Below are 19582 nucleotides of genomic sequence, written 5' to 3'. Positions count from 1 at the left end.
GGCTCAGCCCGCCACCACCGGGTCCGCGCGGATGGCGGCCAGTCCGGCGATCTCCCGCCAGTACCTGTCACCGGTGTCGGCACCGGTGTCGAGTCGCAGCAGGGACCGCCGGTCCACCACGTAGATCTCGCGCCCGGCCGCCGCGACCGCGGTCACCGGCCCGGAGATGTTGCGCTGGGACAACGGCTCGGCGATCGCCCCGTCCACGGAGACGGTCGCGACGGGGGCCTCGGTGGTGTCGCGACCCACGACGATCGTGGACCGGTCCCGCCACGCCACGGCGGTGACGGTCTCCCCGAGTGCGCGGCCGACCTGGCGGAACGTGCCCGGCAGCGGTTGTCCGGTCTCGGCGGACAACGCGCCGATGAACACCTTGCCGTCGACGACCACGGCCAGTTGGGTTCCGGACTGGTCGATACGCAGGCCGGTCACCCTCGCCCCGAGGGCGAGGAGCGGCCCGGCGTCCAGCTCCTGGACGGCGGGGGCGTTCTCGCCCATCCCGATGCGGAGCAGTCGCGCGTCGTCGACCAGCACCCAGGCCCGCCCTGTCACCGGGTGGAACGTCGGGCCGGCCACCGTCCCGGCGGTGAGGGCCTCGGCGGGCCCGCCGTCGATCGGCCCCACCAGGACACGGCGCGGTCCGATCTCACCCTCCCCGGTCACCACGGCGAGGTTGCGCCCGTCGTGGGAGATCACCGCGCTGGTGCCGCCGCGCACCTCCGACCAGGGCCCCGAGGCCGGTCGTGCGCCGCCGGCCTCGAGCCGCACCAGCCCGTCCGCGGCGGTGAGGGCGTATCGCATGGGCTCCGCCGGCGGGTAGGGGTCGAAGTCACGGACGTCCTCGGTGGTCCACCCGTTCGCGTATCGCTCGTCGAGGGGGGCGCCGTCCCGTTCGAGGCGGTAGGGGCCGGGGACGTCGGCGCGGGCGAGGGTCCACACGACCTGCGCGGCGAACTGGGTGGTGGCCTGGCTGCTGAGGACCGGCAATCCGGCGAAGTCGATGGTGGTGCCCGCGGCGTCGGCGCCGTCCTCGTCCTCGTCGGGGCGGACGGAGACGGAGGCGGGTACGCGGGACAGGACCGCGTCGGTGAGTCCGGGCCGGGGGCCGGTGGCGAGCAGATTGACGAGCGAGTACTCGAGATCGGTGCGGTCGGCGGCCGTCCAGCGCGGGTCCGGGACGAGCGCGTCACCGGATCCGGAGAGGAAGAACAGGTCCCGTTGCGCGTAGGTCGACAAGAACTCGGCCTTCTCGATCACCACCCCGGGCGGCAGTTCGTCGATGCGCCACTGGCCGTCGGTGCGGGTCAGGCCGATGGTGACCTCGAGTTGGCCGACGTCCTCGCGGAAGATGCCGCCGGGGTCGAGGGTGCCGACCTTCTCCGCACGCAGCGTGTACTCGGCGCGGTCGGCCGACCGGCCGCCCTCGGCGCTGAGGTCGGCGCGCAGCACGATGATGGTCTCCGCGAGGTCGTCCCAGTCCTCGGCGGCGTCCGGGGTGAGGAACTGGCGGGCGGCGGCGTGCCGCTGATCGGCGATCGCCGCGGCCTTGAGGAAGTCGCGGACCAGGAGGTCCGGTTCCTGGTCCGGTACCGGGGTGGGGACCGACAGTTCGCTGCCCTCCGGCGAGAAGGTGTCGATGACCTGGGGGGACGACGACGAGGGCAGCGTGGCGCACCCGGTCGCCGCCAGCCCGGTCGCGCAGACCAGCGCCACCGACACGAGCAGGGACCGGGGCCGGGGCCGGGTCATGGCCGGCTCTCCCCTGCCCCGGGGACCCGCTCGAGGGGGGTCGGCGAGCCGGTACGCACAAGCCTGGCCTCGTCCTCGGGGGTGAGGGGTAGCGGACTGGAGGTGAGCGTGCCGCCGCGGCGGCGCGGGATGGTCAGACGGAAGCAGGACCCCTCCCCCGGGCTGCCCCAGCAGTCCAGCCGGCCCCCGTGGAGCTTGGCGTCCTCGAGGGCGATCGCCAGGCCGAGCCCGGTGCCGCCGGAACGGCGCACCCGTGAGGGGTCCGCGCGCCAGAAGCGGTTGAACACCCGGGTCTCCTCCCCGGGTTTGAGCCCCACCCCGTGGTCGCGGACCGAGACGGCGAGGGCGGCGTCCGAACACCGCAGGGTGACCTTCACCGGCTTGGACTCACTGTGGTCGAGCGCGTTCGCCACGAGATTGCGCAAGATCCGCTCGACGCGCCGCGAGTCGACCTCGGCCATGACCGGCTCGTCGGGCATGTCGACCTCGACCTCCACCCCGGCGGCCTCGGCGATGTGGGCCACGGTGCCGACCGAGTCCGCGACGGAGGTGCGCACGTCCATCTCGGCCGTCGCGAGCTCGGCCATGCCGGCGTCGTGGCGGGAGACCTCGAGCAGGTCGGTGAGCAGGCTCTCGAACCGGTCGAGTTCGGATTCGAGCAGCTCCACCGCGCGTTTGGCGGGGGCGTCCAGGTCGGCGGCGGAGTCGGAGATGATGTCCGCCGCCATCCGGACGGTGGTCAGCGGGGTGCGTAGCTCGTGGGAGACGTCGGAGGTGAACCGCTTCTGCAGGTCACCGAACTCCTCGAGCTGGGTGATCTGGTCCGACAGGCTCTGCGCCATGTCGTTGAACGCCATGGCCAGGCGCGCGACGTCGTCCTCGCCGCGGATGACCATCCGTTCCTTGAGGTGGCCGTTGGCGAAGCGCTGGGCGATGGAGGCCGCCTGCCGCACGGGCAGGACGACCTGCCGGGCCACTATCCACGCGATCGCCGCGGACAGGACGATGATCGCCAGGCCCGCCGTGGCGACGATCCCCCGCATGATCCCGAGGGTCTGTTCCTCCGCGGTGAGCGGGTAGACGAGGTACAGCTCGAGTCCGGGGATGGAGGAGTCCGTCGGCGTGCCGAGCATGAGCGCCTTGGCCTGCTCGCCACGGAAGTCGACGGTGACGTACTGCGAGGCGATCCTGCCCCGCTGGACCAGGGACTGCAGCTCCGGTGGCACCTGCGCCCCGGAGGGGCTGACCACCTGGCCGCGGCCGGTCTGGTCCGGCACCACGAGGATCGGGTCGAAGGTGCCGGCGTGGACGGAGTCCCCGTCGGAGGCGAGCCCGCGGTCGCTGATGGCGCTCCGCGCCTGGTCGATCCGGGACTGCTCGCTCGTGCCCTCGTCGGTGGCGGCGATCTGCGCCTGCACCGTGAGGCGGAGCCTGCTGGCCTGCTCGATGGCCGCATCGAGTTTGGTCGACAGCAGCTGGGCGGCCATCTGGCTCTGCAACATGAACGCGATCGTGAGGATCACGCCCATCGACAGCGCCAGCGTGGAGGTGACGACCCGCAGCTGCAGCGACCGCCGCCACAGCCGCGCGATCCGTCCGCCGATGGCGGCCGGGTCGAGTTCGGACAGTCGCTCCCGGAAGGTCGGTGACGAGTCGGTCACGTCCCGGGTGTCGGGCTCGTCCCCGGTGGACGCCACCGCGTCGTCGGGACGAGCGGTGGTCACGAGACCGGACCGGCCTTGTAGCCGACGCCGCGCACGGTGAGGACGACCTCCGGGTTCTCGGGGTCCTTCTCGATCTTCGCCCGCAGGCGCTGGACGTGGACGTTGACCAGCCGGGTGTCGGCCGAGTGGCGGTAGCCCCACACGTGTTCGAGCAGGACCTCACGCGTGAACACCTGGCGGGGCTTGCGGGCCAGTTCCACCAGGAGGTCGAACTCGAGCGGGGTGAGCGGGATCGGCGTGCCCTCGCGGGTGACCGTGTGCGCGGGGACGTCGATCGTCACGTCGCCGATGTGCAGGACCTCGCTGGGCTCGTCCTCGCCGCGACGCAGGCGGGCCCGGATGCGGGCCACCAGCTCCTTCGGCTTGAAGGGCTTCATGATGTAGTCGTCCGCGCCGGACTCCAGGCCGAGCACCACGTCGACGGTGTCGGTCTTGGCCGTGAGCATGACGATCGGCACCCGGGACTCGGCGCGGATCTCGCGGCACACGTCGATCCCGCTCTTGCCCGGCAGCATGAGGTCCAGCAGAACCAGGTCGGGCTGCACCGCGCGGAACGTCTCGATGGCCCGGACTCCGTCGCCGACGATCTCGGTCTCGAACCCCTCGCCCCGCAGGACGATGGTGAGCATCTCTGCCAGTGCGGCGTCGTCGTCGACGACGAGGATCTTCGGGGTCATGGTCACCACTTGTGTCGGCGTATCGTGTAGGCGTCGTCAGGCTCACCACCCGTGGGCACGCACCGCGGGTCGTGTTCCTGCCCTCTCAGACCTTACCCGGCCGACCCGACGGACCGGGGTGCGGCGCGGCGGCCGGAGGGGGGACGACGACGAGGTCGGCCAACTCCCGCACGTGGGGGTCCGCCCCGATCACGCGCCAGGGCGAACGCCACCCTGCGGCGGCGAGCCGACGGTAGACCCGCCCGGTCGCCGCCTGCAGCTCCGCGTCGCGTTCGTAGCGGTCGCGGACGCGCGCCGGATCGGCGGCCTCCCGGGAGCCCGCGCGCCGTGCCGCCAGCTCCACCGGGGTGTCGAGCAGGATCTGCAGGTCGGGGAAGGGCAGCCCGAGCCGGTCGAACTCGAGGGTGCCGATCCACTCGACCACCTCGGACTCGCGGTCCGGACCGAGCCGGGCGGCGGTGTACGCGGCGTTGGAGGCCACGTACCGGTCGAGCAGCACCACGTCGTGGGTGGACCCCAGCTGCGCGAGCTCGCCCAGCGCGGCGTGCCGGTCCATCGCGAACAGCAGTGCCATCGCGTGGGGCGAGTCCGCGGTGCCGGCCTGGCCACCGTGCAGTGCGTCGGCGGCCAGGTCGGCGTGCAGGGTGCCGTACCGGGGGAAGGCCAGGCGGCCGACCGAGAGACCGCGGGAGGCGAGCTCGGCGACGAGCGCCGTCGTCAGCGTGTTCTTCCCCGCGCCGTCGAGACCCTCGACGACCACCAGCCGTGCGACCATCCCCGGCGTCGCTCAGTAGCGGTAGTGGTCGGGCTTGAAGGGGCCCTCGACGTCCACGCCGATGTACTCGGCCTGGTCCTTGGCCAGCGTGGTCAGGGAGCCTCCGAGCGCCTCCACGTGCAGGCGGGCGACCTTCTCGTCGAGGATCTTGGGCAGCAGGTGCACCCCGATCGGGTACTGGTCGGCCTTGGTGAACAGCTCGATCTGGGCGATGACCTGGTCGGAGAAGCTGTTGGACATCACGAACGACGGGTGCCCGGTGGCGTTGCCCAGGTTGAGCAGGCGCCCCTCGGACAGCACGATGATCGAGCGGCCGTCGTCGTCGAAGACGAACTCGTCGACCTGCGGCTTGATGTTGATGCGGGTGACGCCCTCGGCGGACTCGAGCCCGGCCATGTCGATCTCGTTGTCGAAGTGGCCGATGTTGCCCAGGATGGCCTTGTTCTTCATCCGCGTCATGTGCTCGAAGGTGATGATGTCCTTGTTGCCCGTGGCGGTGATGATGATGTCCGCATCGGCGATGGCCTCGTCCACGGTGACCACGTCGAAGCCGTCCATCAGCGCCTGCAGCGCGTTGATCGGGTCGATCTCGGTGACCTGCACGCGCGCGCCCTGCCCGGCCAGCGCCTCGGCGCAGCCCTTGCCCACGTCGCCGTAACCGCACACCAGGGCCTTCTTGCCGCCGATGAGGGCATCGGTGCCGCGGTTGATGCCGTCCAGCAGCGAGTGGCGGGTGCCGTACTTGTTGTCGAACTTGCTCTTGGTGACCGCGTCGTTGACGTTCATCGCCGGGAACGGCAGCACGCCCTCGTTGTGGAAGTGGTACAGGCGGTGCACGCCGGTGGTGGTCTCCTCGGTCACGCCCTGGACCGACTCGGCGATCGCCGTGTACTTGCCCGGGTTGGCCGGAACGGACTCACGCAGCAGCGCGTGGAAGACCTTCTCCTCCGCGGACCAGGCCGAGTCGTCCGAGGGCACGGCGCCGGCCTGCTCGAACTCCTTGCCCTTGATCACGAGCATCGTGGCGTCGCCACCGTCGTCGAGGATCATGTTCGGCTCGGTCTCCGGCCAGGTCATGATCTGCTCGGTGCACCACCAGTACTCGGTGAGGGTCTCGCCCTTCCACGCGAACACCGGCACGCCCCGCGGAGCCTCCGGGGTCCCCTCCGGGCCCACCACGACCGCCGCGGCCGCCTCGTCCTGCGTGGAGAAGATGTTGCACGAGGCCCACCGGACCTCCGCACCCAGCGCGGTCAGCGTCTCGATCAGCACCGCGGTCTGCACCGTCATGTGGATCGACCCCGCGATCCGGGCGCCGGCCAGCGGCTGCTCGGCCGCGTACTCCTCGCGCAGCGCCATCAGACCCGGCATCTCGTGCTCGGCCAGACGGATCTGCTTGCGGCCCGCCTCCGCCAGCGACAGATCCGCCACCTTGAACTCGACACCGTTGACGGACTGAACCTGCAGATCAGCGGACATGTTCCTCGACCAGCTCCTCGTTGACTCGCGAAAGACTTCCGCCCCACACTAGCGGGACGGCCCGCCGGGGTGTCGGCCCCGTCACCCGCCGGCGACGCGGGTCCGGAACACGGTGGCCCCGGCGGTACTGCGCAGACACACCCGGGAGGTCGAGGCCGGTACCCACACGGCCCGCCCGGGCGCGAGGGCCTCGCTCGCCCCGTCGGAGTCCACGACCGCCTCGCCGGAGGTGCACAGCAGCACCTCGGGGCCCTCCGGTCGCCAGGCGGCCGGGTCGCCGTCGGCCGGCACGTCGATGCGCGACAACGCGAAATCGGGTTCGGGCGTGGGGTAGTCGACCTCGCCGGGGATGTCGCGGTCGGCCTCGACCGCCCGGACGGTGGGGTCTGCGAGCGGGCTGAACTCGAGCACCCGCATCAGTTCGGGGACGTCGACGTGCTTGGGGGTCAGGCCGCCGCGCAGGACGTTGTCCGAGTTGGCCATGACCTCCACACCGACGCCCCGTAGGTAGGCGTGGAGTTGCCCGGGCCCCAGGTAGACGGCCTCGCCCGGCTGGAGGACGACCCGGTTGAGCAGCAGCGCACCCAGGACCCCCGGATCGGTCGGGTACCGCTCGGCGAGTTCGGTGATCGTCGCGGCCACCGGGGACCACGGCCCCTCGACCCCGTGGTCGGTGAGGTAGGACACCGCACAGGTCACCAGGTCGGGCACGACGCCGGCCAGTACGACGTGCGGCATCGTGACGAAGGTGGTGAAGACCGCGCGCAGACCCTCGGCGTCGGGCTGCCCGGCGAGCATGTCCCGGTAGGGCTTCAGGGACGCGACGCCCAGCGCGTCGAGCAGTGCCACCGTGCGCTCCACCGGGCGGAAGCCCACGAGGGCGTGGAACTCGGTGAGCGCGACGAGGATCTCGGGCTTGTGGTTGACGTCGCGGTAGTTGCGGTCCGGCGCGTCGACGGCGATCCCGCGCGCGTCCTCCGCCGCGAAACCCTCACGCGCCTTCTCCGGGGACGGATGGGCCTGGAGCGACAGTGCCTGTTCGGCGGAGAGCAGCTTGACCAGGAAGGGCAGTCCCCCGCCGTGCTCGGCCAGCACCCGCGGGCCCAGCTCGCGCTCGGGGTCGGCGGCGATCCGTGCGTCGAGGCCGCGACCGTCCGAGCACCGCGAGGAGCCGGAGTCGTGCGCGCCGAACCAGTGCTCGGCGACGGGGTGGGGCGCCGGCGAGGTGATCCCGCACAGCTCGGGAAGCGCGGTCCGGGAGCCCCAGGCGTAGGCCTGGACCACCGGTTCGAGTGCGACCACGGACCTACAGACCTCCGACGAGGAGGTAGGCGGCGGCCAGTTCCGTGCGGGCCATGAGCGCTGCCACCTTTCCGCTCAACGGGGCCGGGGCGTCGCCGGCCGTGTCCCGACCGCGATCGGTGATCCACTCGACATCCGCGAGCGGGCCCGCGGCCAGCCGGACGATCTCCTCGTCCGCGCCCAACACCATACCGACGTACCTGACGGGCAGATCGTCGCGTGGTCCGTCCAACTCCTCGTCGTGGAACAGGCTCGCCAGCGGATCCGTCGGCGGACGACCCTGGGCCCGTTCGGCGTGCGCACGCACCGCGTCGGGGACCGAGGACGCGGCCGTGACCCTGCCGGCGTCGCAGAACGCGGCGACCGCGCGGTCACAGTAGGCCGCGGACACCGGGTCCGAGTGGATCCACACGAGAGGATCACGGCCCGCCACCGATGTCGCGAGCAGCTTCGCCGGGTTGACCGGGGTGGCCAGTTCCGGGCCGAGCCCCTCGAGTTCGATGTCGACGGCGTCGGCCGCGGCGGCCACGTCCAGGCCCCGGGCGCCCAGCGCGGCGAGCACGGCCATCCCGGCCGCCAGGTGGCGCAGCACACCACGGTGGGGCGGCACGTACGGGAGCGGTTCGAGCCACGTGGCCCGGCCGCGGCCGGACTCGGCGACCGGGCCCTCCCGGGGTACGTCCACGATGACGGTCGCGCCGCGGCCGGCGGCGGAGTCGATCGCGGTCACCAGTCGAGGGTCGCCGGCGTCGTCCCCGGAGACGAGGACCACGTCGAGAGCGCCGACCCACGCGGGCAGGGTGCGCGCGAGCACCAGCGGGGGGACGGCGGGGCCGCCGCCGATCTCCGCCAGTGCGGCCACCACGCCGGCCGCGTGGCGCGCACGGTCCGACCGCCCGGACACCCAGACCACCGCCCTCGGACGGAATCGGTCGAGCGAGTCGAGCGCGCCACCGCCCGCGGCGGTGGCCACGGTGCGCAACTGGGCGCCCGCCATCGACGCGTGGAGCAGCGCACCCGTGGCGTCGGCGGCGCGCAGCGCCCCGGGGTCGTCGAGGTCGACCCGACCGGCCCCGGTGTCGCTGGTCAGGTCAGGCACGGACGATCGCGAGGACCTCGTCGACCACGGCGGCGACGTCCTCCCTGGTAGGCGCCTCGGCGTTGAGACGCAGCAGCGGCTCGGTGTTGGAGGCGCGCAGGTTGAACCACGATCCGTCGCCGAGGTCCACCGTCACGCCGTCGAGCCGGTCGATGGACTCGGCGCGCTTCGAGAACGCGGTGACGACCTCCTCCATCCGCTCGGTCTGGGCCTCGGCGGAGTCGAGAGTGGAGTTGATCTCCCCGGAGGCGGCGTACCGGGTGTACTCGGCCATGAGCGCCGACAGGGTCCCGTCCTGCCCGCCCAGCGCCGCCAGGACGTGCATCGCGGCGAGCATGCCCGAGTCGGCGCCCCAGAAATCGCGGAAGTAGTAGTGCGCCGAGTGCTCCCCTCCGAAGACGGCACCGGTGTCGGCCATCTGCGCCTTGATGAAGCTGTGCCCGACCCGGGTACGGACGGCGACGCCGCCCTTCTCCTCGACGAGCTCGGGGACGGCCCGGGAGGTGATGAGGTTGTAGATGATCGAGGCGCCCGGGTCCTTGGCCAGCTCACGCTCGGCGACGAGGGCGGTGATGGCCGACGGCGCGACCGGCTCGCCGCGCTCGTCCACCACGAAGCACCGGTCGGCGTCGCCGTCGAACGCCAGGCCGATGTCGGCCCCGCTCTCCCTGACGAGGGCCTGCAGGTCGACGATGTTGGCCGGCTCCAGCGGGTTCGCCTCGTGGTTGGGGAAGTTGCCGTCGAGCTCGAAGTACAGCGGCACGATCTCGAGCGGCAGTCCGCCCAGAACGGCCGGCACGGTGTGGCCGCCCATCCCGTTGCCGGCGTCCACCGCCACCGTGAGCGGGCGGATGCCCGACAGGTCGACCAGTCCGCGCAGATACTCGCCGTAGCCGTCCAGGACGTCCCGCTCGGTGGCGGTGCCGGCCTCGCCGTCGTGAGCGGGGACCCCCTCGATGACCTCGTCCGCGATGGTCCGCAGGCCGGACTCCTGCCCGACCGGCTTGGCGCCGGGGCGGCACAGTTTGATGCCGTTGTAGGCGGCGGGGTTGTGACTGGCGGTGAACATGGCACCGGGGCAGTCGAGTGAACCGGAGGCGAAGTAGAGCTGGTCGGTCGAGGCCAGGCCGATGGTCACCACGTCCAGTCCCTGGGCGGTCACCCCGTCGGCGAAGGCGGCGGACAGGCCCGGGGACGAGTCCCGCATGTCGTGGCCGATCACCACGGTGCGGGCACCCTCCGAACGCATGAGGCGGGCGAACGACGCCCCGACCTCGCGGACGAAGTCCTCATCGATCTGTTCGCCGACGACACCACGGACGTCGTACGCCTTGATGACTGCTCGGACGGACTCGGCGCTACGTGCCACGTGTTGCTCCAGGGGTGTGAGACGGGTCGGTCGGTGTTCTGCCTGACACTACCCGCGCCGTACTGGCGGCGGACCGACCTCGCGGGCCGCGGCTCAGCGGGGGGCGGGGCCCGGCTCCGGTCGGCCGTCGCCGGACCCGCCGGTACCGGTGTCGGGTGCGGTGGCCATGTCCGGCACGACCCGCAGGTGGGGACGTCCGGTCGCGCCGGAGGGGCCGGTGGCGGGGCCGGACCCTTCCTCCGTGCGGCTCCGTGCGTCGTCGAGGACCGGCCCGGGATCGGAGACACCCAGACGACGCAGGCGATCGGCGTCGACCAGTGCGGCGCCGGTCCTGCGCCCGCCGACCGGGCCGCCGGTGACCGCGTCGAGCAACGCCGTGAGGTCCGAGTCCTCGGCCGAGGTGTCGATGTCCGGGTGGCGCACCAGGTCCCAGCCCCGGGGGGCGGTGATGCGCAGTGCGTGGGCCGCGCAGAGATCCCAGGCGTGCGGCTCGCGGACCGCGGGCAGCGGGCCGATGACGGCCGTGGAGTCCGCATAGACGTAGGTGAGCGTGGCAACCGCGCGGTTGGGACATCCCGGACGGCAGCAACGACGGTTCTCACTCACGAGGCCCCAGGGTAGTCCCGCACCCGGGGCGGAGGGGCCGCGACCCGCCCACGCCGGTTCGACGCACCCGCCACGAGCGGGGTTATCCTCGCGCCATGACCCCCACCGCCCCGGTACCCGGCCGACCGCCCACCGGCACCGCGATCCCCGGTGCCGGCCAGAGCGACGTGTGCGCCGGCAGCCGGATCTCGGTCCGAGATTTCCCCGGGGACCCGGGGCGTCGCGGCCCGCGTGTGGTCACCTCCCGGCGGGCGGACCGACGCGGGCACGGCCCCCGCGGCCCGATCCTGCCCCCGGAGGTGCCGAGGTGGCGCAGCCGGTCGGCCGAGTTCGACGCCGCCGCGCTCGAGGCGTTCGCGGAGATCGACCAGCACTGGCACTCCCGACTGGTGCATCTGGACCTCGCGGTCGACATGGTGCCCCGCATGCGACTGCGTCCCGGCGAGACGTGGCCCGAGGAGGTCGTGGCCGACGGCGACGTCCCGCTCGCCCGCCTGGTGCCAGCGGGCGTCGACCGCTCGGGGCAGCCGACCCGGGCGCGGCTGGTGTTGTTCCGCAAGCCCCTGTCCCGGCGCGCGCCGGACAGCGATGACCTGCGGGACCTCATCTACTCCGTGCTGGTCGAACTGGTCTCCCAGCACTTGGAACTCTCCCCCGACGAGGTCGAGGCCGGCCCCGACGAGAACTGACCGCCCGGTACGGGGCGGTCAGGGGTGGGAGGTGGCGCCGGAAGACGGGGCCGGGTGACGGGCTGGGATGACCCGCACGCGGCTCACATGACGGCGTCGCGCTTGATGCGCCGCCGCTCACGCTCGGACAGCCCGCCCCAGATGCCGAAGCGCTCGTCATTGGCCAGCGCGTACTCGAGGCACTCGGCCTTGACCTCGCAGCCGGTGCAGATCTTCTTGGCCTCGCGGGTCGACCCGCCCTTCTCCGGGAAGAACGCCTCGGGATCGGTCTGCGCGCACAGAGCCCGTTCCTGCCAGCTCTCCTGCTCGTCCTCGACGAACAGGCCGGAGACACCGAGGTCGACCAGGGCCAGCTCGGGTCCCGCGACGGTGCGTGACTGTCGATCCACGGTCATCCCTTCGTGTTGCATGTTCGTGCGCGATGGTCCGCGTCTGAGTGCCCGTCGCCGACACGGCCGAGGGAGCCCTGTCGGATCGCGGACTGTCTGATGTCTGTGCGATGTTTACCGTCACCCACCAGGGAATGACACACCTGTGATTACACACATGCAAGCCGCGTAGGTCAAGCGAAATCGGGGATACCTACCATTTTCCCCACCCGCCTCAGCCGGTGACACGCCGCCCGAATTGTGGCGTGGGACACGTCCGCGGGCAGACTGCCCGCCCTTCCCGACCGGGTCTGTCCGGCCCACCGGGGCGGCGCCACACGCACCGTCACTACTCTCATGAGCGTGAAGATCTGTGTTCTGGCCGGCGGCGTCGGTGGCGCCCGTTTCCTGCTCGGCGCCCGCCGACTACTCGGACTGGACGCCGAGTCCGCCCGAGCGGGTTCGCCGCATCGTATCGACGCGGTGGTCAACGTCGGCGACGACGCCTGGATGCACGGGGTCCGCATCTGTCCCGACCTCGACACCTGCATGTACACCCTCGGCGGCGGCATCGACCCCGAGCGCGGCTGGGGCCACGCCGGGGAGACGTGGAACTGCCGGGACGAACTCGCGGCATACGGCGTGCAGCCCGACTGGTTCGGGCTGGGCGACAAGGATCTGGCCACCCACCTGGTGCGCACGCAGATGCTCGACGCCGGCTACCGGCTCACCCACGTCACCGAGGCGCTGTCGACCCGCTGGTCCCCCGGCGTACGCCTGCTGCCCGTGACCGACGACCGCTGCGAGACGCACGTGGTCGTGACCGGCGGCACGGCCGACGACGGGACCGGCGCGGGCGACGCGGCGACCCCCGGCGACGGCCCTGACGCGGACGCCCCCGGCCCGCGGGCGATCCACTTCCAGGAGTGGTGGGTCAAGCACCGGGCGCAACTGACGCCTTCCGGCTTCGTGCAGGTCGGCGCCGATGCCGCCACGCCGACCCCGGAGACGCTCGAGGCGATCGAGACGGCCGACCTCGTCGTCGTCGCCCCCTCCAACCCCGTGGTCTCCGTCGGCGCGATCCTCGCGGTGCCCGGGATCCGCGCCGCGCTGCGGTCCACCCCCGCCCCCGTAGTGGGCATCAGCCCCGTGATCGGCGGGGCGGTGCTGCGCGGCATGGCCGACACGTGCCTCACGGCGATCGGAGTAGAGACCTCCGCGACGGCCGTGGCGCGCCACTACGGCGCCCGCTCCGGCACCGGCCTGCTCGACGGCTGGCTCGTGGCCCCGGGCGACGCGCCCGCCGACGCCTCCGGCGCGGTCGACGGCGTCGCGATCCGGGAGGTCCCGCTGCTCATGACCGACCCCGACGCCACCGCGGACATGGTCGCCGCCGCGATCGACCTGGCCGGCCTTGAGGTCCCCGCCCGGACCGACCGATGACCGACGGCGCGCTCCCCGAGATCCGCCGCTGGACCGTCGAACACGCCGCGCCCGCGGACGTCGTCATGTGGGCACCCGACGGCCTGCCCGAGTTCCGGCCCGGCGACGACCTCGCGCACGCCCTCGCCGACGCGCTCACCGCCGACCGGCACGGCCTCGTCGACGGCGACGTGGTGGTGCTGACCTCCAAGGTGCTGTCCAAGACCGAGGGGCGGATCGTTCCCGCCCCCACCGACCCGGACCAGCGCGACGCCCTGCGCCGGCGGCTCGTGGACGCCGAGTCGGTCCGCGTGGTCGCGCGCGTCAACCGCACGCTCATCACGGAGAACCGGCTGGGGATCGTCCAGGCCGCCGCCGGGGTCGACGGCTCCAACGTCGAGGCCCGCGAGCTCGCGCTGCTCCCCGAGGATCCTGACGCCTCCGCCGCCGCGCTCGCCCGCGAACTCCGACGCCTCACGGGCGCGCGCGTCGCCGTCGTCGTCACCGACACCATGGGCCGGGCCTGGCGCACCGGCCAGATCGACATGGCCATCGGCGCCGCCGGACTGCGGGTGTCGGTGGGGTACGACGGCGCCGTGGACCGCCAGGGCAACGAACTGCTCGTGACCGACGTGGCCGTGGCCGACGAGATCGCGTCGGCGGCGGACCTGGTCAAGGGCAAGCTCGGGGCGCGACCGGTCGCCGTGGTGCGCGGGATCGGGCACCTGCTGCTGGACGACGGTCACGACAACGGCGACGACGACGACGACACCAACAACGACGACGACGAGGTGGACGTCCCCCGGCGGGCCCGTGACCTGGTCAGGGACGGGTCCTCGGACCTGTTCCGGTTGGGCACCGCCGAAGCGGTGGCGCTGGGGCGGCGGGAGGCCGTTCCCGCCCGTCGCTCGGTGCGACGGTTCTCCGACGAGTCCGTCGACGCGGACCTGTTGGCCGGCGCCGTGGCGGATGCGCTGACCGCCCCCGCACCGCACCACTCCACGCCCGTCCGGTTCGTGCGCGTCGCGGGCCACGCGCGCATGCGGCTGCTGGACGCCCTGCGCGCGGACTGGGAACGCGACCTGCGCGCCGACGGGCACACCGGCGAGATCCTGGCCCGTCGACTCGGGCGCGGTGACCTGCTGCGCACCTGCCCCGAGCTGATCCTGCCGTTCGTCGACGACGACGCCGGAGCACACGACTACCCGGACGCCCGCCGGGCCGCCTGCGAGGAGACCATGTTCACCGTCGCCGGAGGTGCCGCGGTGCAGTCGCTGCTGGTGGCGCTCGCCGCGCGCGGGCTGGGCTCCTGCTGGGTGGGGTCGACGATCTTCGCCGCCGACACCACCCGCCGCGAGCTCGGACTGCCGGGCTCGTGGCGGCCGCTCGGTGCGGTCGCGGTGGGCGTGCCCGCCGAGCCGGTCCCGCCACGCGATCCGCGGCCGGCCGGCGACGCCTACGTCACGGTGGAGTGAGTCGCCAGCCGCCATGAGCGCCACCTATCCGATGTCGCGCCACCTGCCGGATCCGATGGGTGGCGAGACATCGGATGGGTGGCGAAGGCCGGCCGGGCCTACATGTCGGTGGAGTAGCGGATCCCGCCGTCGGGGATCTGCACCCCCGGCCACACGCGGGCACCGCGCAGGAGCTCGCAGCGGGCACCGATGTCGGCGCCGTCACCGATCACGCCGTCCCGGATGAGCGCCCGGTGGCCGATTCTCGCGCCGAATCCGACGATCGAACGCTCGACCGTCGCCCCGGCCTCGATGCGGGCACCGTCGAAGACGACCGCGCCGTCCAGTCTGGCCCCGGCCCCGATCTCCGCGCCGCGCCCCACGACGGTCCCGCCGACCAGGACGGCGCCCGCCCCGATCCCGGCACCCTCGTGGACCAGGGACTCCCCCGCGTGGCCGTCGAGCGCCGGCGACGGGGCGATGCCGCGGACCAGGTCCGCCGAGCCGCGCACGAAGTCCTCCGGAGTGCCCATGTCCCGCCAGTAGGCGGAGTCGACGAACCCGTAGACGCGGCGGCCCTCGCTGAGCAACTGGGGGAAGGTCTCGCGCTCGACCGACACCGGCTGGCCCTCGGGGATCTGCTCGATGAGTTCGCGGCGGAACACGTAGCAGCCGGCGTTGATCTGGTCGGTCGGCGGATCCTGGGTCTTCTCCAGGAAGTCCTGGACGCGCCCGTCGTCGTCGGTGGTGACGCAGCCGAACGCGCGCGGATCGGAGACGCGGACCAGGTGCATCGTCAGGTCGGCGTTCTTCTCGCGGTGCAGGGCGAGGATCTCTCGCAGATCGGTCCCGCCGAGGACGTCGCCGTTGAACACCATGACCGTCGAGGCGGTGAGCTCGGACAGGACGTTGCGGATGCCGCCGCCGGTGCCCAGGGGTTCGGTCTCCACGACGTAGGAGATGTCCAGGTCCAGCGCCGAGCCGTCCCCGAAGTACTCCTCGAACACCTCGGCCTTGAACGAGGTCCCCAGCACGACCCGCCGGATGCCGGCCGCCCGGATCCGGGAGAGCAGGTGGGTCAGGAAGGGCAGGCCCGCGGTGGGCAGCATCGGCTTGGGCGCCGAGATCGTCAGGGGCCTGAGCCGGGTGCCCTTGCCGCCGACCAGCACCACCGCCTCGGTGTCCGCGATCAGGTCGTCGTCGGCGGTGGCACTCTCGGGGGTCGTCGAGGTCACGGTGAAGGCTCCTGCTGTCGAAAGGGCCGCGGGCGGGGGCGCGCTCGCCCCGCTCCGGTGGCCGGTGGATGGGTCTCGGTTCCGGGGTGTCGGGCTCAGCCCGCGGCGCGCCGGGCGGACCGGATCGCCAGGCGACACCGCAACTCCAGGCCCGCTCTGAGCGCCCAGCGTATCGGTGCCTGCCAGGCGTGTGGGTGCCTGTCCGCCTGGAACAGGTACGCGCTGCGGTGGTGCGCCCGGAGGGTGAACTCCGGCACCGCGTTCGCAGCGTGACCCTGGTCATGGTGGATGACGGCGGCGGGCACGTAGACGTTCTGCCACCCGGCCCTGCCGAGCCGGTCGCCCAGGTCGATGTCCTCGAGGTACATGAAGTACCGCTCGTCGAACCCGCCCAGTGCGTCGAACGCCTCGCGACGCAGGAGCAGGCAGGAACCCGACAGCCACCCGGCGGTCCGCTCGGTCTCCATGTCCGCGTCGTCGAGGTACCCCGCCGTCCACGGGTTCCGCGGCCACACCTGGCCGAGCAGGGCGTGGCCGATCCCCGCGCCCAGACGGGGCACCGCCCGGGCGGACGGGTACACGGACCCGTCGGTCTCGGAGATCCGCGGGCCGAACGCGGCGGCCCGCGGCCAGCGTGAGGCTGCGGCGAGGAGCTCGTCCACCGACCCGGGTTCGAAGGTCACGTCCGGGTTGACCACCAGGACGAACTCCTGGTCGAAATCCTCCGGCCGGCCGGCGATCAGCGTCACCGCCCGGTTGATGGCGGTGCCGTACCCCAGGTTGTCGCCCGTGGGGAAGAACTCGGCGAACCCGTACTCCGCCGCGACCTCCTCCGGCACCCCGTCCGTCGACCCGTTGTCCGCCATCACCAGGCCGACCTGCCGGGTCGTGGCCGCGGGGAGGGTCTCGACGAAGCTGCGGAGGTGGTCGCCCGGCGAGTACGTCACCGTCACGACGGGTAGTCGGGTCGTCACGCGAAACACCCTACGACGCACCCCACGGATTCCGACGCCCGGCGCGCGGCGCGGTACCGTTGATCATCATCGGCGGCCTCGAGCGGCCCTACTCGACGACAAGGACGGTGGATGAGCGCCGAGCTGCCAGCGACTCCCCGTCGTGCCCCCGGCCGGGCACGGAGACGGCGTCACGCCACCCCGGCCCGCCAGGTCGCGTACCGGGTCGGTCGCGTCGTGGCCGCCCTCGTCTCCGCCCTGTGTCTCCTGGTCACCGGCGTCGGGTGGACCCTGTTCAACGGACTCAGCTCGGACCTGACCTCCGCCGGCGGTCTCGACGTGGGTGACGGTGGCCTCGACGGCGCCGTCGACATCCTTCTGGTGGGCACGGACAACCGGACCGACGCGCAGGGCAACCCCCTCAGCCAGGAGGAACTGGCCACGATCCGGACCGGCGAGGAGGAGGGCGAGAACACCGACACGATCCTGCTCATCAGGATCCCCGAGGACGGCAGTTCCGCCACCGCGATCTCCATCCCCCGCGACGTCTACGTGGAGACCAGCTCGGTCGGCGGGAGCAAGATCAACGGCGTCTACGCCGCGAACAAGGAGGCCCATCTCGAGCGTGCCGTCGCGTCCGACCCGGACGGTGAACTGACCGAGGAGGACCAGCGCGCCGCGGTCAAGGCCGGGCGCAACGGCCTCATCGGCGCCGTCGAGGATCTCACCGGCGTCCAGGCCGACCACTACGCCGAGATCGGCCTCCTGGGGTTCGTGCTGCTCACCGACGCGGTCGGCGGCGTCCCCGTCTGCCTCAACGAGCCGGTCGACGAGCCGCTGTCGGGCGCGAACTTCCGTGCCGGCGTCCAGACGGTCTCCGGATCGGACGCCCTGAGCTTCGTGCGCCAACGCCATGACCTGCCCGCGGGCGACCTCGACCGGATCGTCCGTCAGCAGGTGTTCATGTCCCAGCTGGTCAAGAAGATCCTCTCCGCCGGCACCCTGGCCGACCCCTCGAAACTCGGTGCGCTGGTCGACGCCGCCAAGCGGTCCTTCGTCATCGACGAGAATTGGGACTTCGTCGACTTCGCCATGAAGCTCCAGGACATCAGCGGCGGCAACGTCCGATTCGAGACCATCCCGGTCACCAGCATCGACTCGTTCACCGAGTGGGGCGAGTCCATCGTCACCGCCGACCCCGCCGAGGTGTCGGAGTTCGTGGCCGGTTTCGCCAGCACCGAGGATCGGGAAGCGGACGCCGACGCCACCACCGATCCGGAGCAGACCCCCACCGACGCGCCGGGGCCGGACCCCGCCGAGGTGACGGTCTCCGTGGTCAACACCACCGCGATCGACGGTCTGGCCGCGCAGGTCTCCGGAGCCCTCACCGAACTCGGCTACACCGCAGGCGACCTGCTCACCGACCCGGCCGCCGCCTACACCTCGCACGTCGCCGCAGCCTCCGCCGACGACGACGCCGCCTTTGCCGTATCGGAGGCCCTCGGCGGCCTGCCCGTGCAGGTCGACCCAGCGCTGCCCGACGGCTCCGTCCGCGTCGTCCTGGCCGAGGACTACAGTGGCCCCACCGGCGACGCCGCCGGCACCGAGTCCTACTCCCCCACCACCTCCTCCTATGCGCCGCTGCCGCCGTCCATCGCGGATCGCCCGACCTTCGACGCCGGCTCGGACGTGCCCTGCGTCAACTGACCGACTGCGCCCACCGACCGACTGCGCCCACTGACCGACCACCACCCGGGAGGCCCAGAGTGACCACCGCCGCCGACACCGTCCTGCAGCCGCTCCTCGCACTCGACCCGGGAACCCCCATGGTCACCCACTACAACCAGGCCGCCCCGTCACGAGTGGAACTGTCTGTCACCTCCACCGCCAACTGGGCCGCGAAGATCGCCGGACTCCTGCGCGACGAACTCGGGGTGGTGCCGGGCGACGTGATCGTGTGCGACCTGCCCGCGCACTGGCTCACCGCGGGCGTCCTCCTCGGCGCCTGGTGGGCGGGCGCCGAGGTGAGCACAGGGGCCGCGGACGACGCCGTCGCCGTCGTCACCGTCCCCGACCGCCTCGATCGCCACCCCACCGACATCGAGACCCTCCTCATGACCACCGACCCGATGGGCCGCCCGCTGGCGGCCGCCGGCGTCGAGGTCCCCCCGGGCGTCACCGACCTCGCCGAGGCCTGCCGCATCCACCCGGACGCGTTCGTGCCCTCCGGCGGGGGCCCGCTCGCCCTCGACGGCGCTCCGCTGTCCGAACTGGCCGACCCCGCCCTTGCGGGCCGCGCCCTCGTGGCGGGCTCCGATCGCGACGACGTGGTGCAGGTCCTGGCCCGGGTGTTCGCCTCCGGAGGCACGGCGGTTCTCGTCACGGGAGCAGACGCGGACGATCCCGCGGTCGCCGACGTGGCGGCCACCGAACGCACCACGCTCACCCTCTGATCGCCCGGCGCCCGCGACACGCGCCCCGCCGACGCGCGAGGCAGCGCCCCAATGCCCCAGCGCCCCAGCGACGCGAAAATCCGCTACTCCGATTCCGGATCCGCGGTGATTGTCAACCTGTTGTGAGTCATTCAGGCGGCGATGAGGGTTGCCGCGATCGGTGGGATCGTCAGTCGTGAGCCGTCGTTTGCCAGGTTGATCGTGACGGTGGTGTTCGGGGTGGGGATC

17 protein-coding genes are annotated in these 19582 nt (G+C 72.5%); 5 read left to right on the top strand and 12 right to left on the bottom strand.

Annotated elements, in window-relative coordinates; translation table 11 throughout:
* Positions 1 to 3: 3 nt before the first annotated feature.
* The 9 genes from AC3DEV_RS12435 to AC3DEV_RS12395 all read right to left on the bottom strand — a co-directional run bounded on the left by AC3DEV_RS12435 (position 4) and on the right by AC3DEV_RS12395 (position 10780).
* On the bottom strand, positions 4 to 1749 hold the full coding sequence (locus AC3DEV_RS12435; RefSeq protein ID WP_488372321.1) for an LpqB family beta-propeller domain-containing protein: 1746 nt from the start codon (positions 1747 to 1749) through the stop codon (positions 4 to 6).
* Positions 1746 to 3473, bottom strand: a complete 1728-nt coding sequence (gene mtrB / locus AC3DEV_RS12430) for an MtrAB system histidine kinase MtrB (RefSeq protein ID WP_154830294.1) — start codon at positions 3471 to 3473, stop codon at positions 1746 to 1748. The genes AC3DEV_RS12435 and mtrB overlap by 4 nt, the downstream gene beginning before the upstream one ends.
* Positions 3470 to 4150 carry an MtrAB system response regulator MtrA gene (mtrA, locus tag AC3DEV_RS12425; RefSeq protein ID WP_069388702.1) on the bottom strand — a complete coding sequence of 227 codons (681 nt, stop codon included), beginning with the start codon at positions 4148 to 4150 and terminating at the stop codon, positions 3470 to 3472. Before mtrA ends, mtrB begins: the two co-directional genes overlap by 4 nt.
* A gap of 85 nt (positions 4151 to 4235) precedes the next feature.
* Positions 4236 to 4925 (bottom strand): dTMP kinase, encoded by a 690-nt coding sequence (locus tag AC3DEV_RS12420; protein WP_488372320.1) that lies wholly within the window; start codon positions 4923 to 4925, stop codon positions 4236 to 4238.
* A 12-nt stretch (positions 4926 to 4937) separates the two neighbouring features.
* Positions 4938 to 6404 (bottom strand): adenosylhomocysteinase, encoded by a 1467-nt coding sequence (gene ahcY, locus AC3DEV_RS12415; protein WP_069388700.1) that lies wholly within the window; start codon positions 6402 to 6404, stop codon positions 4938 to 4940.
* Between the two features lie 81 nt (positions 6405 to 6485).
* Positions 6486 to 7706, bottom strand: coding sequence for a mannose-6-phosphate isomerase, class I (manA, locus tag AC3DEV_RS12410; RefSeq protein WP_488372319.1), 1221 nt, complete (start codon positions 7704 to 7706; stop codon positions 6486 to 6488).
* 4 nt (positions 7707 to 7710) lie between these two features.
* Positions 7711 to 8805: a hypothetical protein gene (locus AC3DEV_RS12405; RefSeq protein ID WP_120286166.1), complete on the bottom strand. Its 1095-nt coding sequence runs from the start codon at positions 8803 to 8805 to the stop codon at positions 7711 to 7713.
* Positions 8798 to 10174 carry a phosphomannomutase/phosphoglucomutase gene (locus AC3DEV_RS12400; RefSeq protein WP_313313969.1) on the bottom strand — a complete coding sequence of 459 codons (1377 nt, stop codon included), beginning with the start codon at positions 10172 to 10174 and terminating at the stop codon, positions 8798 to 8800. The genes AC3DEV_RS12405 and AC3DEV_RS12400 overlap by 8 nt, the downstream gene beginning before the upstream one ends.
* A gap of 93 nt (positions 10175 to 10267) precedes the next feature.
* Complete coding sequence (locus AC3DEV_RS12395; RefSeq protein ID WP_069389313.1) at positions 10268 to 10780, bottom strand: DUF3499 domain-containing protein; 513 nt, start codon at positions 10778 to 10780, stop codon at positions 10268 to 10270.
* 167 nt (positions 10781 to 10947) lie between these two features.
* On the opposite strand from AC3DEV_RS12395, the gene AC3DEV_RS12390 reads away from it, so the two are divergent.
* Positions 10948 to 11469 carry a metallopeptidase family protein gene (locus AC3DEV_RS12390; protein WP_307872458.1) on the top strand — a complete coding sequence of 174 codons (522 nt, stop codon included), beginning with the start codon at positions 10948 to 10950 and terminating at the stop codon, positions 11467 to 11469.
* 83 nt (positions 11470 to 11552) lie between these two features.
* Here the strand turns inward: AC3DEV_RS12390 and AC3DEV_RS12385 are convergent, their stop codons facing one another.
* A complete protein-coding gene (locus AC3DEV_RS12385; protein ID WP_067712264.1) occupies positions 11553 to 11864 on the bottom strand; it encodes a WhiB family transcriptional regulator in 312 nt (103 codons plus the stop codon).
* 336 nt (positions 11865 to 12200) lie between these two features.
* On the opposite strand from AC3DEV_RS12385, the gene AC3DEV_RS12380 reads away from it, so the two are divergent.
* Complete coding sequence (locus AC3DEV_RS12380) at positions 12201 to 13280, top strand: 2-phospho-L-lactate transferase CofD family protein (RefSeq protein ID WP_488372318.1); 1080 nt, start codon at positions 12201 to 12203, stop codon at positions 13278 to 13280.
* Positions 13277 to 14734, top strand: coding sequence for a coenzyme F420-0:L-glutamate ligase (locus AC3DEV_RS12375; protein WP_488372317.1), 1458 nt, complete (start codon positions 13277 to 13279; stop codon positions 14732 to 14734). Before AC3DEV_RS12380 ends, AC3DEV_RS12375 begins: the two co-directional genes overlap by 4 nt.
* Positions 14735 to 14832: 98 nt before the next feature.
* Here the strand turns inward: AC3DEV_RS12375 and manB are convergent, their stop codons facing one another.
* Positions 14833 to 15948, bottom strand: a complete 1116-nt coding sequence (manB, locus tag AC3DEV_RS12370; RefSeq protein ID WP_488372316.1) for a mannose-1-phosphate guanylyltransferase — start codon at positions 15946 to 15948, stop codon at positions 14833 to 14835.
* A 95-nt stretch (positions 15949 to 16043) separates the two neighbouring features.
* On the bottom strand, positions 16044 to 16922 hold the full coding sequence (locus tag AC3DEV_RS12365) for a glycosyltransferase family 2 protein (RefSeq protein ID WP_488372315.1): 879 nt from the start codon (positions 16920 to 16922) through the stop codon (positions 16044 to 16046).
* 111 nt (positions 16923 to 17033) lie between these two features.
* Here AC3DEV_RS12365 and AC3DEV_RS12360 point away from each other — a divergent pair, with 111 nt between their 5' ends.
* Both AC3DEV_RS12360 and AC3DEV_RS12355 read left to right on the top strand, forming a co-directional pair.
* Positions 17034 to 18608: an LCP family protein gene (locus AC3DEV_RS12360; RefSeq protein ID WP_488372314.1), complete on the top strand. Its 1575-nt coding sequence runs from the start codon at positions 17034 to 17036 to the stop codon at positions 18606 to 18608.
* Positions 18609 to 18667: 59 nt separating this feature from the next.
* Entirely contained in the window at positions 18668 to 19354 is a 687-nt protein-coding gene (locus tag AC3DEV_RS12355) for a TIGR03089 family protein (RefSeq protein WP_301162705.1), read from the top strand.
* The last annotated feature ends 228 nt before the right edge of the window (positions 19355 to 19582 follow it).

The organism is Dietzia sp. IBK-p2-15D, assembly GCF_057773105.1.
The sequence above is the reverse complement of the archived record's forward strand: the minus strand, read 5'-3'. Positions and strand labels throughout refer to the sequence as shown.